The organism is Pseudohongiella sp. SYSU M77423 (genome assembly GCF_029911965.1).
Taxonomy (GTDB): Bacteria; Pseudomonadota; Gammaproteobacteria; order Pseudomonadales; family Pseudohongiellaceae; genus Pseudohongiella.
The window spans coordinates 302,521-324,558 of sequence record NZ_JARYTH010000004.1 but is presented as its reverse complement, the minus strand read 5'-3'; the positions used below and the strand labels follow the sequence as shown (position 1 = coordinate 324,558).

The 22,038-nt window shown below is 55.3% G+C and carries 18 protein-coding genes; 11 read left to right on the top strand and 7 right to left on the bottom strand.

From position 1 onward, the window contains the following. Nucleotides 1–74 precede the first annotated feature (74 nt). Nucleotides 75–3,464 (bottom strand): DUF2126 domain-containing protein, encoded by a 3,390-nt coding sequence (locus QGM61_RS11030; protein ID WP_281133012.1) that lies wholly within the window; start codon nt 3,462–3,464, stop codon nt 75–77. Between the two features lie 227 nt (nt 3,465–3,691). Between QGM61_RS11030 and QGM61_RS11025 the strand changes: the two genes are divergently transcribed. From QGM61_RS11025 to QGM61_RS11015, 3 genes are read left to right on the top strand one after another with little or no spacing between them, the layout of a single operon-like run. After that, nucleotides 3,692–5,146 carry a circularly permuted type 2 ATP-grasp protein gene (locus QGM61_RS11025; protein ID WP_237132638.1) on the top strand — a complete coding sequence of 485 codons (1,455 nt, stop codon included), beginning with the start codon at nt 3,692–3,694 and terminating at the stop codon, nt 5,144–5,146. 2 nt (nt 5,147–5,148) lie between these two features. Then, complete coding sequence (locus QGM61_RS11020; RefSeq protein WP_281133010.1) at nt 5,149–6,111, top strand: alpha-E domain-containing protein; 963 nt, start codon at nt 5,149–5,151, stop codon at nt 6,109–6,111. Next, the gene (locus QGM61_RS11015) at nt 6,112–7,233 is read left to right on the top strand and encodes a putative zinc-binding metallopeptidase (protein ID WP_281133009.1); all 1,122 of its coding nucleotides are present in this window, start codon (nt 6,112–6,114) and stop codon (nt 7,231–7,233) included. It abuts the gene before it with no gap. Nucleotides 7,234–7,245: 12 nt separating this feature from the next. On the opposite strand, the gene QGM61_RS11010 is transcribed toward QGM61_RS11015, so the two are convergent. Further along, on the bottom strand, nt 7,246–8,742 hold the full coding sequence (locus QGM61_RS11010; RefSeq protein ID WP_281133007.1) for a PH domain-containing protein: 1,497 nt from the start codon (nt 8,740–8,742) through the stop codon (nt 7,246–7,248). Then, complete coding sequence (locus QGM61_RS11005) at nt 8,726–9,244, bottom strand: PH domain-containing protein (RefSeq protein ID WP_281133005.1); 519 nt, start codon at nt 9,242–9,244, stop codon at nt 8,726–8,728. The genes QGM61_RS11010 and QGM61_RS11005 overlap by 17 nt, the downstream gene beginning before the upstream one ends. A 340-nt stretch (nt 9,245–9,584) precedes the next feature. Here QGM61_RS11005 and QGM61_RS11000 point away from each other — a divergent pair, with 340 nt between their 5' ends. Together QGM61_RS11000 and QGM61_RS10995 are read left to right on the top strand one after the other, a co-directional pair. Next, nucleotides 9,585–11,624, top strand: coding sequence for a carbon starvation CstA family protein (locus tag QGM61_RS11000; protein ID WP_281133003.1), 2,040 nt, complete (start codon nt 9,585–9,587; stop codon nt 11,622–11,624). Then, on the top strand, nt 11,621–11,851 hold the full coding sequence (locus QGM61_RS10995; RefSeq protein ID WP_281133002.1) for a YbdD/YjiX family protein: 231 nt from the start codon (nt 11,621–11,623) through the stop codon (nt 11,849–11,851). The genes QGM61_RS11000 and QGM61_RS10995 overlap by 4 nt, the downstream gene beginning before the upstream one ends. Nucleotides 11,852–11,880: 29 nt before the next feature. On the opposite strand, the gene QGM61_RS10990 is transcribed toward QGM61_RS10995, so the two are convergent. After that, nucleotides 11,881–12,528 carry a DUF2959 domain-containing protein gene (locus QGM61_RS10990; RefSeq protein ID WP_281133000.1) on the bottom strand — a complete coding sequence of 216 codons (648 nt, stop codon included), beginning with the start codon at nt 12,526–12,528 and terminating at the stop codon, nt 11,881–11,883. 139 nt (nt 12,529–12,667) lie between these two features. Between QGM61_RS10990 and cueR the strand changes: the two genes are divergently transcribed. From cueR to QGM61_RS10975, 3 genes are all read left to right on the top strand, one after another. Beyond that, nucleotides 12,668–13,078, top strand: coding sequence for a Cu(I)-responsive transcriptional regulator (cueR, locus tag QGM61_RS10985; protein ID WP_317622180.1), 411 nt, complete (start codon nt 12,668–12,670; stop codon nt 13,076–13,078). Then, nucleotides 13,071–15,302, top strand: coding sequence for a heavy metal translocating P-type ATPase (locus QGM61_RS10980; protein WP_281132998.1), 2,232 nt, complete (start codon nt 13,071–13,073; stop codon nt 15,300–15,302). The genes cueR and QGM61_RS10980 overlap by 8 nt, the downstream gene beginning before the upstream one ends. A gap of 101 nt (nt 15,303–15,403) precedes the next feature. Next, a complete protein-coding gene (locus QGM61_RS10975; RefSeq protein WP_281132996.1) occupies nt 15,404–17,044 on the top strand; it encodes a hypothetical protein in 1,641 nt (546 codons plus the stop codon). Here the strand turns inward: QGM61_RS10975 and QGM61_RS10970 are convergent. From QGM61_RS10970 to QGM61_RS10960, 3 genes are all read right to left on the bottom strand, one after another. Further along, complete coding sequence (locus QGM61_RS10970) at nt 17,019–18,068, bottom strand: methyltransferase (RefSeq protein WP_281132995.1); 1,050 nt, start codon at nt 18,066–18,068, stop codon at nt 17,019–17,021. The genes QGM61_RS10975 and QGM61_RS10970 overlap by 26 nt on opposite strands. An 86-nt stretch (nt 18,069–18,154) precedes the next feature. After that, nucleotides 18,155–18,850 (bottom strand): pseudouridine synthase, encoded by a 696-nt coding sequence (locus tag QGM61_RS10965; protein WP_281132993.1) that lies wholly within the window; start codon nt 18,848–18,850, stop codon nt 18,155–18,157. A gap of 5 nt (nt 18,851–18,855) precedes the next feature. Next, nucleotides 18,856–20,049, bottom strand: coding sequence for a GGDEF domain-containing protein (locus QGM61_RS10960; RefSeq protein WP_281132991.1), 1,194 nt, complete (start codon nt 20,047–20,049; stop codon nt 18,856–18,858). A gap of 300 nt (nt 20,050–20,349) precedes the next feature. Between QGM61_RS10960 and QGM61_RS10955 the strand changes: the two genes are divergently transcribed. The 3 genes from QGM61_RS10955 (at nt 20,350) to QGM61_RS10945 (ending at nt 22,036) form a co-directional block, all read left to right on the top strand. After that, a complete protein-coding gene (locus tag QGM61_RS10955; RefSeq protein ID WP_281132990.1) occupies nt 20,350–21,492 on the top strand; it encodes a serine hydrolase domain-containing protein in 1,143 nt (380 codons plus the stop codon). 121 nt (nt 21,493–21,613) lie between these two features. Beyond that, entirely contained in the window at nt 21,614–21,787 is a 174-nt protein-coding gene (locus tag QGM61_RS10950) for a DUF1328 domain-containing protein (RefSeq protein ID WP_237132625.1), read from the top strand. A gap of 72 nt (nt 21,788–21,859) precedes the next feature. Next, complete coding sequence (locus QGM61_RS10945; protein WP_237132624.1) at nt 21,860–22,036, top strand: hypothetical protein; 177 nt, start codon at nt 21,860–21,862, stop codon at nt 22,034–22,036. Nucleotides 22,037–22,038 lie beyond the last annotated feature (2 nt).

Sequence of the window (22,038 nt, the reverse complement as noted above, 5' to 3'; positions counted from 1 at the left end):
TGACAAGTGTACAAGCTTAGCGTCCTGTCTGCCTGGTTCACATAGCTTCCGGGTAATTGCTGTAAGCCTCGACTCTAGAGATCTGAATCCGTCACGGCGCTGCGCCTCAGGTCCAGAGTATGCGGGTACTCCCGCACCGACACACGCTTGATTTCAGCAATCTGTCCCTGAGTATGACCATGAGCCCAGAATCGCGCCATGCGTCTGGCTTCAGCCTCATTGGCGTTAACCGGGAATGTCTCATAGTTTCTGCCGGCCGGGTGCGACACATGGTAGGTACAACCGCCCAGAGAACGCCCATTCCAGGTATCCACCAGATCAAAGACCAGCGGTGCGTGCACCTTGATCATCGGATGCAGTGCCGAGGGCGGTTGCCAGGCTCTGAAACGTACCGCCGCCACCGCCTGCGCGGATTGCTCGGTAGGCTGCAGCGGGACCTTGTAGCCATTGCAGGTAAGGACATGGCGTGCCGGGTTGTAGCCTGTCAATTTGACTTCCAGCCTCTCGACAGATGAATCGACATAACGCGCTGTGCCGCCGCCGCTGGCTTCCTCTCCCAGCACATGCCAGGGCTCGATAGCCTGGCGCAGCTGAATCTGAACACCGTCGTACTGGGCCTCGCCAGCGAGCGGAAAACGAAACTCCAGAAATGGCGCGAACCATTCGCTCTGGAATTCAAAGCCATGATCGCGCAGATCTGCCAGCACGTCACACAGATCCTGCCAGATGTAATACGGCATCATCCATTTATCGTGCAGCGCGGTTCCCCAGCGCACCAGTGGCTTGCGATAGGGTGAGGCGTAAAACCTGGCTACCAGTGCCCGAATCAATAATTGCTGCATCAGGCTCATCTCTGCATGTGGTGGCATTTCGAAACCACGCAACTCAAGCAGACCCAGGCGCCCGGTAGCGGAGTCCGGCGAATACAACTTGTCGATACAGAACTCGGCGCGATGGGTGTTGCCAGTAATATCGGTCAGCAAATGCCGCAACAAGCGATCCACAAGCCAGGGGGCCGGCACATCGCCAACTGGCATTTGCGACAGCGCTATCTCCAGCTCGTAGAGGGCTTCATGACGCGCCTCATCCACACGCGGCGCCTGACTGGTCGGCCCAAGGAACATCCCTGAGAACAGATAGGAAAGGCTGGGATGGTGCTGCCAGAATGTCAGCATGCTGGCCAGCAGATCCGGCCGTCTCAGGAAGGGGGAGTCAGCTGGCGTTGCCCCGCCCAGCGTGACATGGTTACCCCCGCCAGTGCCGGTGTGCCGGCCATCAAGCATGAACTTTTCCGTTCCCAGCCTGCTCAGCCGTGCCTCTTCATACAGCACACGGGTATTGGTGACCAGTTCGCGCCAGCTCTTCGATGGCGCGACGTTGACTTCGATGACACCGGGATCCGGCGTGATCATGAATTTCTGCAGGCGGGGGTCTGAAGGTGGCGGATATCCCTCTATGCAGACTGGCAACTTCAGCTCGGCCGCTGTGTTCTCAATAGCTGCCAGCAAAGCCAGGTAGTCTTCCAGCAGCGGCAGCGGCGGCATGAATACGAATAATTTGCCGTCTCTGGGTTCCAGACACAATGCGGTGCCGATGGTTTCATCCGCTTTCTCATTCGGGATCTGTTCCTGCCATTCCTGGCTCCGCCCATGAATATGCAGGCCAGTTTGAGTAACACCGGGCTGTCTTTGTGGGGACTCGCTATACCACTGGGCGACCTCGCCATTGTCGTCCTCCAGCGGTGGCAGCTCCCCAAACCAGGAGGGCGCCTGCTCTTCTTCACGCTTTTTGACTGGCAATGCACTCAATGGCAATCGCAAACCCATTGGTGAATCGCCAGGGATCAGATAAAGGTGATCGCGGCGTACATGCCAGCGGCCACTCAACCACAGCCGCGGCTGTTTTGACTGGCTCTGTTGCACCGATGTTGCCGTCAGTGGAAGTGCCAGACCCACCAGACTGTCCATGCCATGCTCCAGCAAACGCGCGAGCCGCAGGCGATCTTCATCCTTGCCCAGCTTTTCGCTGCGCAGATCAATATCAACCGGCTGTTGACGCTCCAGCCAAAGATAGTGGTACGCATCCTCATAACACGGGATCAGATACTTCTCGTCCAGCGCCAGACGCGTGACCAACGAGCTCGCAAATTGACGCAGTTGTGACTCGCCAACGGCATAGTCCTGATCCATGCGGGCCAGCCAGCGATCATCTTTCCAGACCGCCTTGCCGTCTTTTCGCCAGTAGCAGGCAAGCGCCCAACGCGGTAGAGGTTCGCCCGGGTACCACTTGCCCTGTTGATAGTGCAGCAGGGAGTTGGGGGCATAGTGAGGTCGCAGTCGATGCAGCAGATTCTCAGCAAACCGGCGTTTGGTGGGTCCCTGCGCGGCAATGGTCCATTCTGGTGCATCCATATCATCGATTGATACAAAAGTGGGCTCACCTCCCATGGTCAAGCGCACATCAAGTGTTTCCAGCTTTGCATCTACCTGCTCGCCAAGCGCATCGATTTTTTCCCATTGCGCGTCTGTGTATGGCTTGGTGACTCGTGGATCTTCGTGAATCCGGGTCACGCTCATGGCAAAGTCAAACTCGACCTCGCATTTTCCAGTTGCACCGGTGATGGCGGCTGCAGTTGATGGCTCTGGTGTGGCTGCCAGTGGCAGGTGTCCCTCGCCGGCAAACAGTCCGGATGTCGGATCCAGACCGATCCAGCCAGCACCGGGTATATAAACTTCAGTCCAGGCATGCAGGTCGGTGAAATCAACGTCCGTTCCCGAGGGTCCGTCCAGGGCTTTGACATCAGCCTTCAGCTGTATCAGATATCCGGACACAAAGCGCGCGGCAAGGCCCAGACGACGCAGAATATGGACCAGTAGCCAGGCCGAGTCACGACAGGAGCCTTTGGCCTTCTGCAGGGTTTCCTCAGGCGTCTGCACGCCCGGCTCCATGCGGATAAGGTATTCAATATCATTGCTGAGCTGCTGGTTCAGCGCCACCAGTGCACTGGCGATCAGAAGATCTTCTGAGTCCAGCAACTCTGTTCTGGCCCGCTCCAGCCAGGCATCCAGCAAGGGCCCGTCCTGTCCGTCTGATCCTTCCCGACCTGTTTCCAGGTAAGGGGCCAGATCTTTTTTTAGCGCCTCCGGATAGCTGAAGGGAAAATGTTCGGCGTACTCCTCCACAAAAAAGTCGAAGGGATTGATGACCGTCATCGGCGCAATGACTTCCACGTCAACGTGAAGCTGGGTCATCTTGTCGGGGAACACGAGCCGCGCCACATGGTTGCCGAATGGGTCCTGCTGCCAGTTGATAAAGTACTGACCACCGGTGATCTTGAGGCTGTAGGCCTCGATGGGTGTGCGGCAGTGGGGTGCTGGTTTCAGGCGAATATGATGCGGATGCACCTGAACGGGTCTGTCAAAGTTATAGCGGGTGGAGTGTTTCAGGGCTACGCGAATCGTCATGACAGGAAGTCCGGCTCATAGAACGGTCTATCGAGCATAGCAAGGGCGATGCCAATTGCAAATGACAAACACTCAACCGTTAATGCAATGTGAGCTGTTTTGATTAAACCGCACCATGCCGCAGTTGCCGATCAACCAGCCGCATGATACAACGTGATGAACTGGTACAGTGATTGCACAATTATTGCAGGAAAACCGCTATCCACGTTTTGGACAAAAAGATCTGAATGAGCAATGTAGACTGGGATACCTATAGTTTTGATGGATTCTATGACGAGCTGATTGCCGCACCCGGCAAGCCCCGTCCCGAAGCACATATGCTATGCGAATATCTGGCACGGCTTGACGCGAAGGAACTGGGCGAGCACAAGGCTGCTGCTGAACTGGCCATTCAACTGATGGGCATCACGTTCACCGTGTATACCGAAGGCAGCATGATAGACCGGGCATGGCCTTTTGACATTGTGCCGCGCATCATACCGCTGCAGGAATGGCAAAAAACCGAGGCCGGCCTGAAACAGCGTGTGCAGGCGCTCAACATGTTCATCAATGACCTGTACCACGACCAGAAAATCATCAAAGACGGTGTCTTCCCCGCCGAATTGCTGAAACAATCAGTAAACTTCCGCCCCCAGTGCGTCGGCATCAATACCCCACACAACATCTGGGCACATATCTGTGGCTCAGACCTTGTGCGTGACAAAGACGGTACTCTTTACGTGCTCGAGGACAACTTGCGTGTACCCTCGGGCGTCTCTTACATGCTGGAAAACCGTAATGTCACCAAGCGGGTGATGCCAGAGCTTTTTGCTACCGGTTTCATTCAGCCAGTCGACGATTACACATCCCAGCTATACGAAATGCTGGCATCTATGAGCCCGCGCCCTGGTGATGACCCCTCAATTGTCATCCTGACACCAGGCATCTACAACAGCGCCTACTATGAGCATGCCTACCTGGCACAGCAAATGGGTGTGCAGCTGGTTGAAGGATCCGACCTCGTGGTCGGTGATGATGACTGCGTGTACATGCGCATGGTGGACGGCCTTGAGAGAGTCGATGTCATTTATCGGCGCGTTGACGACATGTTCCTTGACCCCGAGGTGTTTAACCCCGAATCGGCGCTGGGTGCCCGAGGCCTGATGCGCGCATGGCGCAAAGGTAATGTGGCGCTGGCCAATGCGCCGGGTGCTGGCGTAGCAGACGACAAGGTGGTGTATGCCTTTGTGCCGAAGATCATCAAATATTATCTCGACCAGGAACCACTGATCCCGAACGTACCCAGCTATCTGTGCATGTTTGAGGACGACCGCAAATACGTACTCGACAATCTGGACAAGCTGGTCGTTAAACCAGCCAATGAGTCGGGTGGCTATGGCATGATGATCGGCCCGCACGTGAATAAAAAAGAACGCAAGAAGTTCGCCGAGCTGATCAAGGCGGACCCTCGCAATTACATGGCGCAGCCGACTCTCGCACTATCAACGTCTCCAACTCTGATCGGTAACGTGATGGAGCCGCGCCATGTTGATCTGCGTCCATTCATTCTATCGGGGCAATCCACTTACGTGACCACCGGCGGTTTGACGCGAGTGGCACTGGTTAAAGGCTCGCTGGTCGTCAACTCTTCCCAGGGTGGCGGCAGTAAAGACACCTGGATTGTCGATGTGGAGGGCCGCTGACCATGCTCTCACGCGTTGCTGAAAATATATACTGGCTGGCACGTTACATCGAACGAACCGAAGACACCGCACGCCTGCTCAGCGTCAATAGTAACCTGTTGCTGGACCTGCCCCGCGCCACACAACTCGGCTGGTCAGAGATTATTGCGATCACGGGCAACGCCGAACTGTTTGACGAGCTCTATCCCAATCGTGATGAAGTCAGTGTGCTGACTTTCATATGTGGGGATAAGCGCTATGACGGTTCCATCATCCGCTCACTGGCAGCGGCACGTGAGAATCTTCGCACCACACGTGACGTTATCCCCAGAGAGATATGGGAAGAGGTCAACCAGCTGTTTATTGCGGTGCGCGACCAGGTTGAATCGGGTATCACACCACGCAAGCGCGACGCATTTTTGAGACGCGTGATTCGCAGCTGCCAGACTGTCAATGGATTGATTGAGGGCACGCTCAGCTACACGCAGGCGCGTACGTTTCTAATGCTGGGACGTCAGCTCGAGCGTGCAGACATGATCACCCGAATTATCGATGTGAGGTCAGGTAATCTGCTGCCGCGCAGCCCGGGAGAACTGACCCCTTTTGAAAATATTCAATGGATGAGTGTGCTCAAATCACTCAGCGGTTATCAAATGTATCGCCAGCATGTTCGACTGCGTATCCGGGGCCCGGATGTATTGAGCTTCCTGTTGCAGAATCGGAGCTTTCCGCGCGCTGTCGGGACCTGTCTGGAACGATTCGCGAATGCACTATTGACGCTACCACGTCATGAGATTGTACTAAACGAAGTGGAGACCTGCCGCGATCATCTTTCCAGGGCGGATATCCCGCTGCTGGCCAGTGAGCCGGAGCGCCTGCATGCCTTCGTCGACGATATTCAACTGGACTTCAGTGAGCTTCACGACGCGCTGGCAAAGACCTATTTCGCGCGCGTACAGGATAATGTGCAGACTCAGGCCTCATAGATGATCCTGTTCAGTTCATACAGTCACCGGCAGTTGTGCCAATGTGGCCAGGTCGTATTCTTCGACAACAGCGTTTGCCTGCGTTGTGGCTCGGCGCTTGGCTTTCACCCAGAGCAGGGTCAACTGCAAAGCCTGGTGCCTGCCGAGCAGGCAGGTCGCTGGGTATTGCAGACAGACTGCGACAGCGACAAAGCCGTTATTGCCAGCTATCGACGCTGCGCCAATGTTGACTCTGCCGCACAATGCAACTGGCTTGTCACAGGTTCGCTGGACCAGGATTCGCCTGCCGACCTGTGTCTCGCCTGCGCGACCAACATCACCATTCCTGATCTTTCTCAGTCTGGAAATCCCGACTACTGGCGTCTGTGTGAGCTTGCCAAACGGCGGCTGATTGCGCAGCTACTGATGTTGGGGCTGCCGGTAAAAACACGGCAAATGGATCCGCAAAAGGGCCTGGGCTTTGAGTTGTTGCGCTGGCAGCCAGGAGAGGATGCACCTGTCACTGGACACAAAGCTGGCGTCATAACCATCGATATCGCCGAAGCCGATCCTGCCTTTCGTGAGCAGATTCGTCAGCAGATGCAGGAGCCTTACCGCACACTGCTGGGACATTTCCGCCACGAGTCCGGGCATTACTACTGGGATCTCCTGATTCGCGACACCAATTGGTTACCCGTTTACAGAAGCCTGTTTGGTGATGAGCGTCAGGATTACACGGCCGCGCTCCAGAATCACTACAATGTTGGTCCCCCGGCTGACTGGCAAAGCCATTACATCAGCAGCTATGCGGCCTCGCACCCCTGGGAAGACTGGGCAGAAACCTGGGCGCATTATCTGCACATGACTGACACGCTAAGCGCGGCTGAGCAATTTGGCATTGCTGCGGATGCACTGAGCATTCAGACCGATCCCTTCACCCAGCAGGATCTTGCAGAGCTTCCATTTCACATGGCTGACTCCGAACTCTCTGACGGCTTTATGCAAAAGGTTAATCAGTGGGTGCGACTGAGCAGCGTCCTCAACGTGCTGGCCCGCAGTATGGGTCAGCCCGACAGCTATCCGTTTGTGTTGACCGTGGATTCGCTGCGCAAGATGTATCTGGTACACAGCGTGATCTCCTGATCAAATAAATGTTCACATCCAGCGGCCCTGGTAGTCCGCCGTGCACTTTGTAAGCCGCGACTGCAGGGCCTCAATCTGTGCAACGGGCAACCAGGCTATTGTCTCGCGACCACCTGCGCTAAGCACTTGCAGTGCTGATGTGCCCCACAGCCTTAACCAGGGTCCCTGTCGAATTCGCAAGGTCTGCATTTTGTACGCCGGAATCCAGCTTTGCTGCTGGCCGATCATCCCACGTCGCAGCGCGATCCAGTTATCATCGACATAAACTGCACGTAGGCGCCAGCTCGCCCATGCAAGCAAAGCTACACCAGGACAGATCAGTAACAGCGATCCCAGCACCCACTCCAGACTCCATGAAGTTAACAGCGCCACCAGTAAAGTAAGCGCGGATGTCGTCATTAGCCAGGGCAGTATCATGCTGGCTGGGTGAACAGATTGCCAGTTTGCGTCTGTCAGTCTTAGTTGCTGTTTAATACCTGCTTCACGTTCGGCATTGAGGATAGGAACAAAAAAAGTCTTGGCCTGCTGCATGGTATCCGGCCTGCCTGTCTGATCTATGCGAAGCGACCGGCGCCCCATGGCGCGAGCTATTATGCCCTGACTCCAGACCAGCCGCTGCAGCCGCACATACTGAAAGCTGCGAGTGACGATACTGAGCAAGCCAGCTCTTGTCTGGTAGCGCTGCCCCATCGCCGTTAATGTGAACCCGTAGTAGCGCACGATTGACAGCAAAACGGAAGCCACCACCAACAACGCCAGCACGGCAAGCACGCCGCCCCCCCACAATAGAGTCGTCTGCAGGACCCCACCTCCCCTCTCAATCAGCGTTACCAGACCCTCCACTCGCGGGATCACCCAGTCATCAATAATATCTAGCTGGCTTAGCGGATAAGCCACAACGGGAAGAGCCAACAACACTGGATTGTGCATCAAGCCATAACGGACAAGCTCTGACAAAGGCAAGGTCAATCTGAAGCCTGCGACTGAGCTATCACTATCGACTCGGAAGTCATCGGCCGGCGAATCAATTGCCGCCAGACCCTGAGCATTTTCCTTGTGCTGCATCATGGCCTGACGCAATGACTCAGCCCGGTCATATGAAAGTCCTGCGAGCTCAACTTCCTTGCCATCGGATCCCGCGCTTTCGACTCCGAGTATCGACTGACCGAAAGGTCTGAAATACCAGGGCTGGCGGATATCCGCCAGTTGAATGCGATCGTAGTCCAGAGTCAGCTGAGTCCGCTTGAGAATGCCTTCACGCACATGCAGCGTGTGTGCATCTGCCCGATACCGGAAGCACCACCAGGACGCAACGGCGTGCACCACGATGAGTGTTGGTAATCCCGTAGCGAGCAGCCACAGGATGACCAGACGCAACTGGTCACCTCCAGTCACTATCACCACAGCCAGCGGAATCAGATTGACTGCCTGACGCAGAAACAAAATCAGAGTTCGCCCGATGAAGTAGATCAGTGCCCACAGGGAAACGCGTTCATAAGTGTTCGTCACTGCCCGCCTCCGCCTCTCCCTGCTCATCGTATCGCGGCTGCTCATCGATTCGTTGCAGCAGGCCATCACGAATGGTTTCTGCACTCGCCACCGGGAGCCCCGGGATTGTCAGATCAGATCCACGCCCGCCTGCGGTATAGATTACCAGCCTGGCCAGCTTCATTAGTCGCTCGAGCGGACCCTGAGTGATTTCTACATGCTGAATGCGGTTCAGTGTGACTACCGTCTGCGTGCGCCACAGTGCACCAGTGCGAAAATACACCGCCTGTGGCTGAACCTGAAAACCTGTCAGACGATAGCGCTTGTTGACCCAGAAGGTCGCGTAAGTACCTGCCAGCAGGATTATCAGCCCGGCTATGGTAGTACCCGCCCAAAGCGGCACAATCGGCACCAGTCGTGTCAGCAATACGCAGAGCACCAGAAGCAATGCGGTGTCCATCAGGATGATAAGTCGCAGCAGCGTTTTGTAGGCGGGGTCTACGTCCTGATAATCCGTCATCATATTTTGATCCTTGTTATTGTTGTTCGGATGTACAGCCTGATATTAGCCGCATAAATCCGAATCTTCCTGTTGATTTAAAAAATATTTCTGCAGAGCTATTGCGCATCCCAGCGATTTCTCCTACTCAACTCGTTTGCCTGCCGGCAAACCTCATACCAGTTTTCTCTCGCAAAAAAATATTCTTTGACCCATCTATCTTTTCCTGATTTTACTGTTAGCCTTCGCCAAATCTAGCTGCGGGTCCTTCGCGGATTTGGACAATCAATATCACTCCTCTCAACGCTTTCTCAACCATAACTTCCTTCCTCTCAACCTTCAATTGACCCTGGGGTCTTGAATCATGAAGCAGAAAATAATGTGGGCGTTCATAGCCGTGTTCGGCAGTATCTGTCTGGCAGTGCTTGCTCTGCACCGGGGAGAAACAATCAGTGCTCTGTGGCTGGTCTGTGCCTCGATTTCGGTTTACCTGATTGCCTATCGCTTTTACAGCAGGTTCATCGCCAATCGAGTATTGCTGGTCGATCCAGCGCGACCGACACCTGCTCACACCATGAGCGATGGCCTGGACTATGTGCCGACTCACAAGTGGGTGCTGTTTGGGCATCACTTCGCCGCGATTGCCGGCGCCGGCCCACTGGTTGGCCCGGTACTGGCGGCGCAGATGGGTTACCTGCCGGGCACGCTGTGGATACTGGCAGGTGTGGTGCTGGCGGGCGCCGTGCAGGACATGATCATTCTGTTCCTGTCGACGCGAAGAAACGGCGCGTCACTGGGTGAAATGATCCGTCGCGAGATGGGCTCGGTGGCGGGCATCATCGCGCTGGTTGGCATCATGGCGATTCTGATCATCCTGCTCGCCGTGCTCGGCATGGTGGTCGTAAAGGCCCTGATCGGCAGCCCGTGGGGTGTGTTCACGCTGGCGGCTACCATTCCGATCGCACTGTTCATGGGTGTTTATCTGCGTTACATCCGGCCCGGCAAAGTGGGAGAAATCTCGGTTATCGGTTTTGCAATGCTGATGTTTGCACTGCTTTACGGGCAGACCGTTGCCGCTCACCCTTACTGGGGTCAGGTGTTTAACCTGGACGGCAAAACGCTGACACTGTGGTTGATGGGTTATGGATTTATTGCTTCAGTGTTGCCAGTCTGGCTGCTGCTTGCTCCGCGCGACTATCTGTCCACTTTCCTGAAAATCGGTACCATCATTGGCCTGGCTATCGGTATCCTGGTGGTCAACCCACCGCTGCTAATGCCGGCTGTTACGCCGTTTATCGATGGCACAGGTCCGGTGTTCTCAGGCTCGCTGTTCCCATTCCTGTTTATTACGATCGCCTGTGGTGCAGTGTCCGGTTTCCACGCTCTGGTGTCTTCAGGTACCACGCCAAAGATGATTGATAACGAAGGGCATGTACGCCCGATCGGATACGGCGCCATGCTGGTAGAATCCTTCGTGGCCATCATGGCGCTGATAGCAGCCTGCGTTCTTGACCCGGGAGTCTATTTCGCGCTGAACAGCGGACCTGCGGTCATCGGTACGACTGTTGAAAGCGCCGCAGCTGCCATCAGTTCCTGGGGTTTTGTAGTGACACCAGAAGCATTAAGCCAGCTGGCCAATGACATGGGCGAAGGCAGCATTCTGTCTCGAACCGGGGGTGCACCAACCTTCGCCGTCGGCATGGCCCATATTCTGTCTCAGGCAATGGGCGGCGGCGCGATGATGGCGTTCTGGTACCACTTCGCCATTCTGTTTGAAGCCCTGTTCATCCTGACCACACTGGACGCCGGTACGCGTGTATGCCGTTTCCTGATGCAGGATCTGCTGGGCACTGCAGTGCCCGCCATGAAAGATACCAACAATCTGTTTGCCAACCTGATCGCTACCAGCCTGGTCGTGTCCGGCTGGGGATACTTCCTGTACCAGGGTGTGTCTGATCCGTTTGGCGGCATCAATACCCTGTGGGCGCTGTTTGGTATCTCTAACCAGATGCTGGCAGGCATCGCACTGATTCTGGCCACCGTGGCTCTGGTGCGCATGGGTCGTGGCAGGCTGGCGCTGGTGCCAGCTGTGCCTGCGGCTTGGGTCCTGCTGATTACACTGATCGCCGGCTGGCAGAAACTGTTCAGCGAGATTCCCGCCATTGGTTTCCTGTCACATGCTGATGTATTTTCCGCTGCGATTGCCCGCGGTGAAATTCTGGCGCCAGCTACAACCATGGTTCAGATGCAGGCGGTGCTGTTCAACGATCGGATCAATGCATTTATGACCGCGTTTTTTATGGTGATTGTGGTTGCGATGGTGTTCTTTGCCATCAAAACCATACGCCAGTCTCTGAACAACCCTGATGCGGCCAAACTGGTTCCAGCTCAGGAGTATGCATGATGACTGCTGGCGACTTTCTTCGCCCGTCAACACTGCGTCGAGGGCTGTCATTGACAGCCCAGACGCTGCGTCTGATGATTGGCGTCGGCGATTATGAGGCCTATCTAAAGCACATGAGTTCGCATCACCCAGACCTGCCCGTTCTCGACTACAGCGCCTGGTACCGAAACCGGGTCGACGCGCGCTACGGAGCCGGCGATGGCAAGGTAAGCCGCTGCCCCTGCTAGGCTGGGTCTGCTGAAGCTATCAGGACAGCTCAACTGCGCATCTGCGCGATAAATCGATCTGACTCGGCGATGGCGGCTTCCATCGCTGCCATCAATTCGTCCACATCTGCATCTATTGTATCCAGCTCGCCGCGTATCGACGCAATCGCCCGGGCGTTCAGGTTGTGCTTCAGATACAGCACGTTGTCGCGCAGGCTGTCGAGCACGGGGTCCAGCGTTGCTTCTGAGCGCTGCATCGCGCGCGCCAGTTGATCGTAGCGATCGCGCGTTGCACGAAGTTGCTGCTCGCTGTCGCGGCGCAATTGCTGATTGGTATAAAGATCAAGTTCATCTTCCCATTCGTCAAACAATGCATCGGCTACATCCTCTACTGCCTCGATTCGATCACGAATACGGTCGGCAGCCTGCTCGCTGCGCTGAAACTCAGCGTCCAGGCGGTCATAAACCTGTTGCAGGTCACCACCATCAAAATTGACCACACTGCGAAACTGCTCCAGCGCATTCTGAAATTGCTCCTGCCCCTCCTGCTGGGCGTCCTGTGCCTCCTCAACACGGTCTACCATGATGTCCCGTTTGGCTACACCCAATCGTTCCATCGCCCCGTAATACGCTGACTGGCAGGCAGTCAGCAGCACAATCGCCGCCATCGCCAGCAAGGGTTTAAGTATCAATTTCATCCGTTTAGCTCCTGTATCAGGCTCAATCCAGCAGATCAGTCACGAAGTTTAACCGCTATTTACATCCTGTGCTTGACCTTACCACTATGGGAAGGTTCAAACTAATACCATACGCAAATGACAGGGAGCACTGATCAACATGATGCGAATCAGTAAGGCTGCGCAGCACAGCGGACTGAGCAGCAAGATGATACGGCATTACGAGGACGTGGGTCTGATTCGGCCCGCTGCGCGAACCGAGGCTGGTTATCGGCAGTACTCTCCGGCCCAGCTGGAACAGCTCGGGTTTATCCGACACGCCCGCAGCCTGGGTTTCTCAATTGCGCAGATTCGCGACCTGCTGCAACTGCGCGACAACCCGCGCCGCGCCAGCCGCGAAGTGAAGCAACTGGCACAAAAGCATCTGCAGGAGCTGGACCAGCAGATGCTGGCCCTGAAAAAAATGCAGGCCATGCTTGAAGATCTTGTCACGCGGTGCGCAGGAGATGATTCGCCTGATTGTGTCATTATTGATGAGCTTTCCGACTCTGGAGAAACTGCTAATGAGTGAGCGACTACAACTGGCCATTGCAGGCATGAGCTGCGCCTCTTGCGTGCGTCGTGTGGAACAGGCTCTGGCAAAAGCACCTGGCGTGGAATCGGCTTCGGTCAACCTGGCGACCGGGCGTGCGGAGGTCACTCTGACAAGTGGCGCCAGCATCGAGCCCGTCACGCACGCTGTCACCGATGCCGGCTACCAGGCGCGGCCAATACGGGAAAGCTCCTACCAGCAGGAGGAACAGCACCGCGATCGCGAATTAGCTGAGCTCAAACGCGATGTCATTCTGGCAGCCGTGTTGACGCTGCCGGTGGTGGTGTTGGAAATGGGCGGGCATATCGTGCCTGCCTTCCATCACTGGGTGATGCAGACACTGAGCCAGACTGCTAGCTGGTGGCTGCAGTTGGTGCTTACTTCCGTTGTATTGTTTGTACCGGGCCGACGCTTCCTGAAAGCAGGTCTTCCGGCTCTGCTGCGCCGTGCGCCCGACATGAACTCGCTGGTAGCACTCGGTTCTCTGGCCGCCTGGAGTTTTTCCGTTTTTGTCACGCTGTTTGGCAGTTTCATTCCAGAGCAGACACGTCATGTTTATTTCGAAGCCGCTGCAGTGATTGTCACACTGATTCTGCTGGGTCGACTGCTGGAGGCACGCGCCAAAGGCAAAACAGGTGACGCCATTCGCAAACTGATGGACCTGCAGGTCAAATCTGCCAAGGTAGAGCGAGAAGGTGCCATAGAAGAAGTTGCGCTGTCAGACATCAGGCTTGATGACACCATCCACGTTTTCCCGGGTGAGCGGATTGCCGTTGATGGCATCGTGCTGGCGGGAAACTCCTATGTCGATGAATCGATGCTGACCGGCGAAGCGATGCCTGTCGCCAAGCGTGAAGGCGATGAGCTCACTGGTGGTACCGTTAACCAGAATGGCAGATTGTCATTTCGCGCCACTCGTGTCGGTGGTGACACGGTGCTGGCCCGCATCGTGCAGATGGTCGAAGAAGCGCAAAATACCAAACTGCCGATCCAGCAACTGGTCGACCGGGTAACGGCCGTGTTTGTGCCAATTGTCATGGGCATTGCTGCTCTGACATTTCTGGTCTGGCTGCTGGTCGGACCAGAGCCTGCATTCACCATGGCTTTGATCAATGCGGTCGCTGTTCTTATCATAGCCTGTCCCTGCGCCATGGGGCTGGCGACACCCACGTCGGTCATGGTTGGCATTGGCCGGGCGGCGGACCTGGGAGTCTTGCTGCGTAAAGGCCAGGCCCTGCAGCTGCTGCGAGACACCCGGGTAGTGGCCTTCGACAAGACTGGCACGCTGACCAAAGGCAAGCCGCAACTGATCGAGTTGATTCTGCGCGGCAGTCGCCAGCATGAGGAAGTATTGCAATTGATCGCCTCCGCCGAGCAGCACTCGGAGCATCCCATTGCGCGTGCCATCGTCAGCGCAGCGCGGGAACAGGGCCTCGCGCTATTGCCTGCTGATGAGTTTCAGGCAACGCCGGGTATGGGTATATCTGCTCTCGTCAACGGCGTCAGGGTCGAAGTGGGTGCCGATCGGTTTCTGGCGGAAAAGCACCCGGAGCTGACTGAAATGGCGAAGCAGGGCGCGCTGCTGGCGAATGAAGGCGCTACGCCGCTTTACGCCGCCATCAACGGTGAACCCGCTGCTACTCTGGCTGTTGCCGACACCATCAAGGAGTCTGCGCGAGCCGCGATCAAGGGTTTGCATGAACTGGGCCTTAAAGTCGCCATGATTACCGGAGACAATCGGGGCACAGCCGAGGCCATCGCGCATCAGCTCGGTATTGATGAGGTCGCAGCGGAAGTGCTGCCAGAAGGCAAGGTAGACGCCCTGGAAAACCTTCGTCGGCAGCACGGCACGCTCAGTTTCGTGGGTGATGGCATCAATGATGCGCCAGCGCTGGCTGCGGCAGATGTTGGTATTGCCGTCGGTACCGGTACCGATATCGCCATCGAGGCGGCAGATGTAGTGCTGATGGGGGACGACCTGAACGGTGTCGTCAATGCACTGGGCATCAGCCAGGCCACATTGAACAATATCAAACAGAACCTTTTCTGGGCGTTTGCTTACAACATCAGCCTGATTCCGGTCGCCGCCGGCGTGTTGTACCCGGTTACCGGGCTGCTGTTGTCACCCATGCTGGCAGCGGGGGCGATGGCCATGTCGAGCGTGTTTGTCGTTGCTAACGCACTCAGACTGCGCAGAAAATAGCGCTGAATTCGAAAATCCGTCAGGGTTTGTATTGTTGCTGGCTTACCTGGTGACGGCTCTGTGCTTAAATAGACAGACACAACAATAACGATTTTTCTGCCATGCGATTCGCCCTGATCACAGTTGTAGTTACCACTCTGCTGCTGGCCGCCAGCCCGCGCGCCAGCGCCGCAGACTTTGGACTGATTGACCAGCACGGCCAGTTCCATCACCTGTACCGGTACAGGAATGTGGAGACTGTCGCCGTGCTTACATTCTCGTATCAAGATGCTGAATCCCTCGTCGCGGCCCGGCAGTTTGCCAACGCCTGCGATCAGGCTGAGCCCTCACAGTTGGCCTGCCTGCTGCTGAACGCTTCCGACTCCGCCGACGAAATTCGTAATCAGGCTGAGTCGCCCGGAAACCTGCCCGTGCTGATCGACGGCTCACAGACGGTTGCTGGCACGCTCGGCTTCACCCGACTGGGAGAGCTGGTCACGCTGGACCCCGCATCCGTCGATTTCAAGGATGCCGCCATTACCGGATTCGAGGCTCCTGAGCAGGGAACGGCCATCGACTTTCACTTTCTTGCCGCATTGGACGAACGTGGTATTTCCTACCAGGACGACATTGCGCCCCTGTTGCAACGACGGTGTGCTTACTGCCACATTGAAAACGGATTGGCGCCCTGGGCGATGAATCGCCATATCATGGTGATGGGGTGGAGCCCGATGATGCGAGAAGTGCTGATCACGCGTCGTATGCCGCCAGGACAGATCGATAATGCCGTCGGTAATTGGCAGCAGACCCATGAGCTCAGCGATGCCGAAATGGCCATGCTGATTGCCTGGATAGACCGTGGTGCGCCCAATGATGGCAGCGAAGATCCGCTGCTTGTTCCGCCTGCACCGATGGAAGACTGGCCTCTGGGCGAACCGGACCTGATTGTGGATGTCCCGGAACAACAGATACCGGCCACGGGTAATGTCGACTTCCTGGTAGAAAAAGTTGCTCTGGATTTAACTGAAGATCGCTGGCTTCGCGCCATCTCTTACAAGGTGGGTGATCGCAGTGTGCTGCACAGCCTGTTGGTTTATGCCGTGGAAGAATCGGTGACAGAAGCAGATCCGGATGCCCTGATCTCCGGGGACAATGCGCAGTACATCAGCGTTTATGTGCCTGGCGAACACAGTGACCAGTTTGGTGATGACACCGGCTTTCTGCTGAGTGCTGATCGCGACCTGGCTTTTAAATTGCGTTATCTGACCTCAGGCCGTGAAACAGTTGACCGCTCTCAGATTGGTTTGTATTTCCACGACGAAGCACCCGCGCGGCAATTGCGAACCATCATGCTGGAGAAGCCCGAACTTAATATCCCAGCCAATACCGCCAATCATATCGAAACACTTCGATCCGAGCCGCTGACACAGGATGCACGACTGGAAAGTTATTCACCGCACGCCCACAGTCGCGGAAAAAGCATGAACCTGACAGCCACCTATCCGGATGGGCGCCAGGAGTCTCTGATAAACGTCGCCAATTTCAATTACAACTGGCAGCTGGACTATCGGACTGCCTCTGAGAAATTGTTGCCGGCAGGCACAGTGCTGACAGCAGAAACTGTCTACGACAACTCGTCATCAAATCCTTTTAATGCAGATCCTGATCAAACGCTAGACGCCAGCTACAGCGACCAGTCTGAAATGTTTGTTCATTTTGTCAGAATATCTGAATCGCTCAGGGGCGCAGCTCGTACACCGTAAAACCATTGTTGCTGGCCACCGCCTGAATCCGGGAGAAGTACTGCGCACCCAGTCTGTCCAGCGGGATAAACTGATTGACCACAAACACCGCACGCGTGCTGCGACGGCTCAGCCGCCTGGCTGCCTGCAGGAATTTCAGCGTGACGGCTTCCCCTTGTGAGAAGCCCTGGTGGAATGGTGGATTGCAGACAATCAGGTCAAACCGCTCCTGCAGTGATGCACCACAATCATCGACAAGACTCAGAACTTTCATGCCAGCTTCGGCAAAATTTTTCTCGGCGGACAGCACGGCCGCGACATTGTTATCGGTGGCGACTCGACGGGCTGCCTCCAGAAACTTAGTCTGCAACATCAGATAGCCCCAGCCGCAGCCCAGGTCCAGGATGCTGTCAACTGATTTGATGTACTGGCAAACGCCAGGCAGCGATTCAGCAAGTAACTGGCTGCCACGATCCACTTTATCCCAACCGAAGATGCCCGGCTTGGTCCAGAACTTTTCGCCACCCACACTGATCTGGCGCAGATTGGCGTAGTTGCTGTCGGGTAATGCTGTGTCTGCCGGGACATCGACATTCGGAGCCGGCAGCTCCGCGACATAGGTGACGCCCTGCTTTTTAGCCTTCGCATTCAACCCATAAGTGTCCGATGCATTTTTTACAATGGATTTTATACCGTCCTGCTTGCCACCAATCAGCGTCAGCACGCCCTGCTCTGTCAGGTGCTGAAGTGACTGATTGATTACGTGATGCACAATGGCTTTTTCTTTCGACAGTCGATACACAATTCGGTCGAAGTTTCCCAGACCGTCAAAATCAAAATCACTCGCACAAACAGCAACACCCAGGCCCTTCAGCTTATCAGCCACATCAATACGATTGGTCATCGCCGTCAGTGCAGTATCAGAGCGAAGCTGCATCATGACCTCAGGGGACAGATTCTCATCGGCAACCCAAAGTACCTGTTCGCGGTTTTGCAGGGCGTTGCTGAGCACCAGCATTAGCTGGTCAAGACTGGCATCTTTCATAGTATGGTTTCCTGCAGGCCTTTTTTCTCACCGTGGATCTCTGGTCGGCCCTTTTCCAATGACTGTTGCGTCCAACCCGCTCACCGTCAGCCTTTTTCTATACTTCTGACTTCTTCCTCAGTCAGCGCCCGGTAGTCCCCTGGCGCCAGTGACGGGTCGAGCACAATAGAACCAATCTGTGTTCGATGCAATGTCAGGACTTTCCTTCCGCAAGCGGCAAACATGCGCTTCACCTGATGGTATTTTCCCTCACGAATTCTGACTTCGACCAGACGGCCGGAAAGAACTTTTAATTGTGCAGGCAAGGTGGGTTTGTCTTCATTGCGCAAGGTCATTCCTTGCGCAAAGGCCGCGACCATCTCGTCATCAATTTCAGCATCGAGTTCCGCCTGGTACACCTTTTCGCAATCACGCCGTGGTGAAATGATGGCATGAACCCAGGCACCGTTGTCACTGATCAGCACCAGACCAGTCGTGTCTTTGTCCAGACGCCCTGCCACAGACAATCCCCGCGGGTATTCATCCAGCAGGTCCAGTACAACAGGATGATCACTGTCTCGCGTCGCACTGATATATCCGGGCGGTTTGTGCAGCATGAAGTAGCGGGCAGAGCCTGGTGAGACCAGTTCCTCACCCCAGGTCACGATGGCATCTGCAGCAAGCTGATGATCAACGCGTTTAACCGCCTTGTCATTGACCTTGACCACGCCGCTCTTGATAGTCTCGCGGGCTTGCGAACGGGACAGACCGCTGGCCTGACTGAGATACTTATCAAGTCGCATCGGGGTCAGGCAGCTCTCACACAGACAACACAGTTACGGCCACTGTCTTTGCCCTCGTAGAGAGCATCATCCGCTCGACGGATTACGGAGTTGATATCTTTGTCTTCAGGCGTCAATTCCGCCAGTGCGAATGTCGCGCTGACTACTACTGTCTGCCCCTGATGGCTGATGATGGTTTCTGAGAGGGCAAGGCGCATACGCTCAGCCACGACCCGCGCCTGATCCACGTCGGTCCTGGGCAGAATGATGATAAATTCCTCACCACCGAACCGTCCGATAATATCCGAGTCACGCAGCGGTTGCTGAAGAATATCGGCGACCTGGCAAAGTACGTGGTCGCCCAGATCGTGACCATATTTGTCATTGATGGCCTTAAAGTGATCCAGGTCAATCAGCCCCAGTGTCAGGGGCGTTTTGTTGCGCCGGGCACTGGCCATCTCCTGATTGAACAGCAGCTCATACTGGCGACGATTGAACAGACCTGTCAGCGGATCAGTTTGAGCCTGCCATTTTAGCTCCTTCTCCAACTGCTGACGCCGCCGGATTTCACGCTGAAGTTCTGAGTTACTCTGTTCGGCCTGTTGCAACAGGTGATATGCCCGTCGATTGCCCGTGCTGATCCGCAGGGCGGTAAAGTAGCCAACCCCCACCGGCCAGATCAGCAATATGGCCATGTAGAGCAAACCGACTGCGTCGAGTCCGGCCATAATTGAGGACGCCATCACGGTGCTGATCCCAACAACAGCGATCAGGTTGTTCAACGGAATGCGGTTGGGCACAAAGACATAGAGGCTGAACAGCAACAGCATCAGCACTGCCAGACCCAGTGGTCCACTGTCCGGTATATAGCGCATGTAGGCGAAAAACAACAGATAGCCTAGAATCGTGACGATGGTGACCGGCCAGCCCCAGCTGACCCAATGTGGTCTGGCTCTCAGCAAAAATGCCAGCGTCAGCAATGCAGTAACATTCAATAGTCTGATGGCGAACAATACATAAAATGCCGTGCTGTTCCCCAATGCGATCCACTCAAGCGGGACAAACACCATTAGCAAAGTGCCCCAGATGACCAGTGCCACGCGCAGGAAACGCGCGTTGTCACGCTCAACCGTGCGGCAGTAATCCCGCTCGATCACCGGATCCCGAAATTCGGCGGTCCATGGAGATATTTTGTAACTTTTGTTCTGGGACTCGTTCATATCAATATAGGCAAGCCACACGGCCCTGATTTGGTCGCTAGCACGAAGGCTGCGCACCAAAAGTGGGCGGGTTTTTTTTATCGAGGTATTATTACACCCCGTCAAGAATAAAGAAACAGTCGAAAAAACCCCAATTTACGTGAATCTGGCGAACGCTCTACTGGGTGCTTTTGTTATGGCATGATAACTGCAGCCCAGTTTAATGAACCGACTCACTCCAGTTTGCGTACTTGCAGTGAGAGAAGAGCGATGACGTCTGTCTGAACAGGTAAATCACTTGACTCAGACAGACGTTTTTTTATGGCTGTAATTGTTTATGATGCAATTCAGCAATGCTCTCTCGACACCCGCAACAAGCAGGAGGACGACACTTTGTTCCACGCTAGGTCCATGGCGGTCATCATATGGCTGACTTTTAGCGCTGCCCTTCCCCAGATCTTATCGGCACAGCTAACAGAATCTTCAGCAGCGAACACACTCAACCTTGAAGCGGTCGAGACTTCTGCAGAGCAATTGCCACGCCTGCACAGTCTGATCATCCATCAGCACGGCGAAACCATTTATGAGCGCTACTTCAATGGTCGCAGCGCCAGCCAGCCTGCCAACATGAAGTCCGCGTCTAAAAGTGTGATCTCTGCATTAATCGGCATCGCTATTGAAGAAGGGTTCATCGACAGTGTTGAGCAGCCAATCATTGAGTTCTTCCCCGAATACGTCAATACCGACCTGGCGCCGACGGTGGCGTCGATCACAGTGGAAGACCTGCTGACTATGCAATCCGGACTGACCAGCACCAGCGGCCGTAACTACGGGCGCTGGGTTGTCTCCGATGACTGGGTCGATGCTGCTTTGCGCATGCCCATGATCGCTGAACCCGGCAGCCGCATGATTTACAGCACCGGCACGACTCATATTTTGTCTGCAATTCTGGAGCGTGCGTCTGGCTTGAATGCAAAAGCGTTTGCGCAGCGATACCTTGCTGATCCGCTCGGATTTCGGATGGCATACTGGAGCCAGGACCCAAAAGGCGTTTATTTTGGCGGCAATGATATGGAGATGCGCCCGAGAGACATGCTGGCTTTTGGCCTGATGTATCTGAGCCAGGGACGTTTTGACGGCCAGCAGGTCGTCCCTGGCGACTGGGTACAGGAGTCTTTTCAGGCCCACGCCCAGTCACCGCGCGGCGAAGGCCGCTTTTACGGTTACGGCTGGTGGCTGCGGGACATGGCTGGCCTGCAGGTACCCCTCGCATGGGGTTTCGGGGGTCAACTGATTTTTGTACTGCCCATGTTTGACATGGTTGTTGTGGCGACCTCTGACAGCACTCCCGGCGACACTCGCCGCGGCCATCTTGGCCGATTATATGACCTCATTGAATTCCAGATTGTCGCTCCACTGGTGGCTCAGCAACAGGCACTGCAAAGCGCTGTGTCACATCGCTGACGGAAAGCCAATGGAATAATAACGCTTTGCAGCCGTTTTGCTATTGAAAGGGAAATTTGTCATTATCGAATGGCACCACATGAACAATCACTCAAGACTTAGTGTCTGAAGGAGGAGTAACATGTTGGGTTGGGCGTTAACGTTTCTTGTAATCGCCATCATTGCTGGCCTGCTGGGATTCACCGGTATTGCTGGCGCTGCGGTAGGGATTGCGGAGATCCTGTTTTTTGTCTTTATCGTACTGTTTGTGATCGCACTGATCGCAAGAGCCGTGCGAGGCAAACCTCCCATGTAGTGATGGACACTCAGCCAATACTGAGCTTTCACACACTGATCAAATCACGGACGTAAACCAGGAGAAATATTTATGCGATTGATTGCACTGATTTTTACATTTATGGGATTTATGACACTTGCCGCATGCAGCGACGGTCCTGCAGAAGAGGCTGGCGAGAACATTGATAACGCCGCCGAAGAAGTAATGGACGCGACTGAAGACGCCGCAGAAGAAGCCTGTGAAGCTGTAGGTGGCGCAGACTGCTAAGT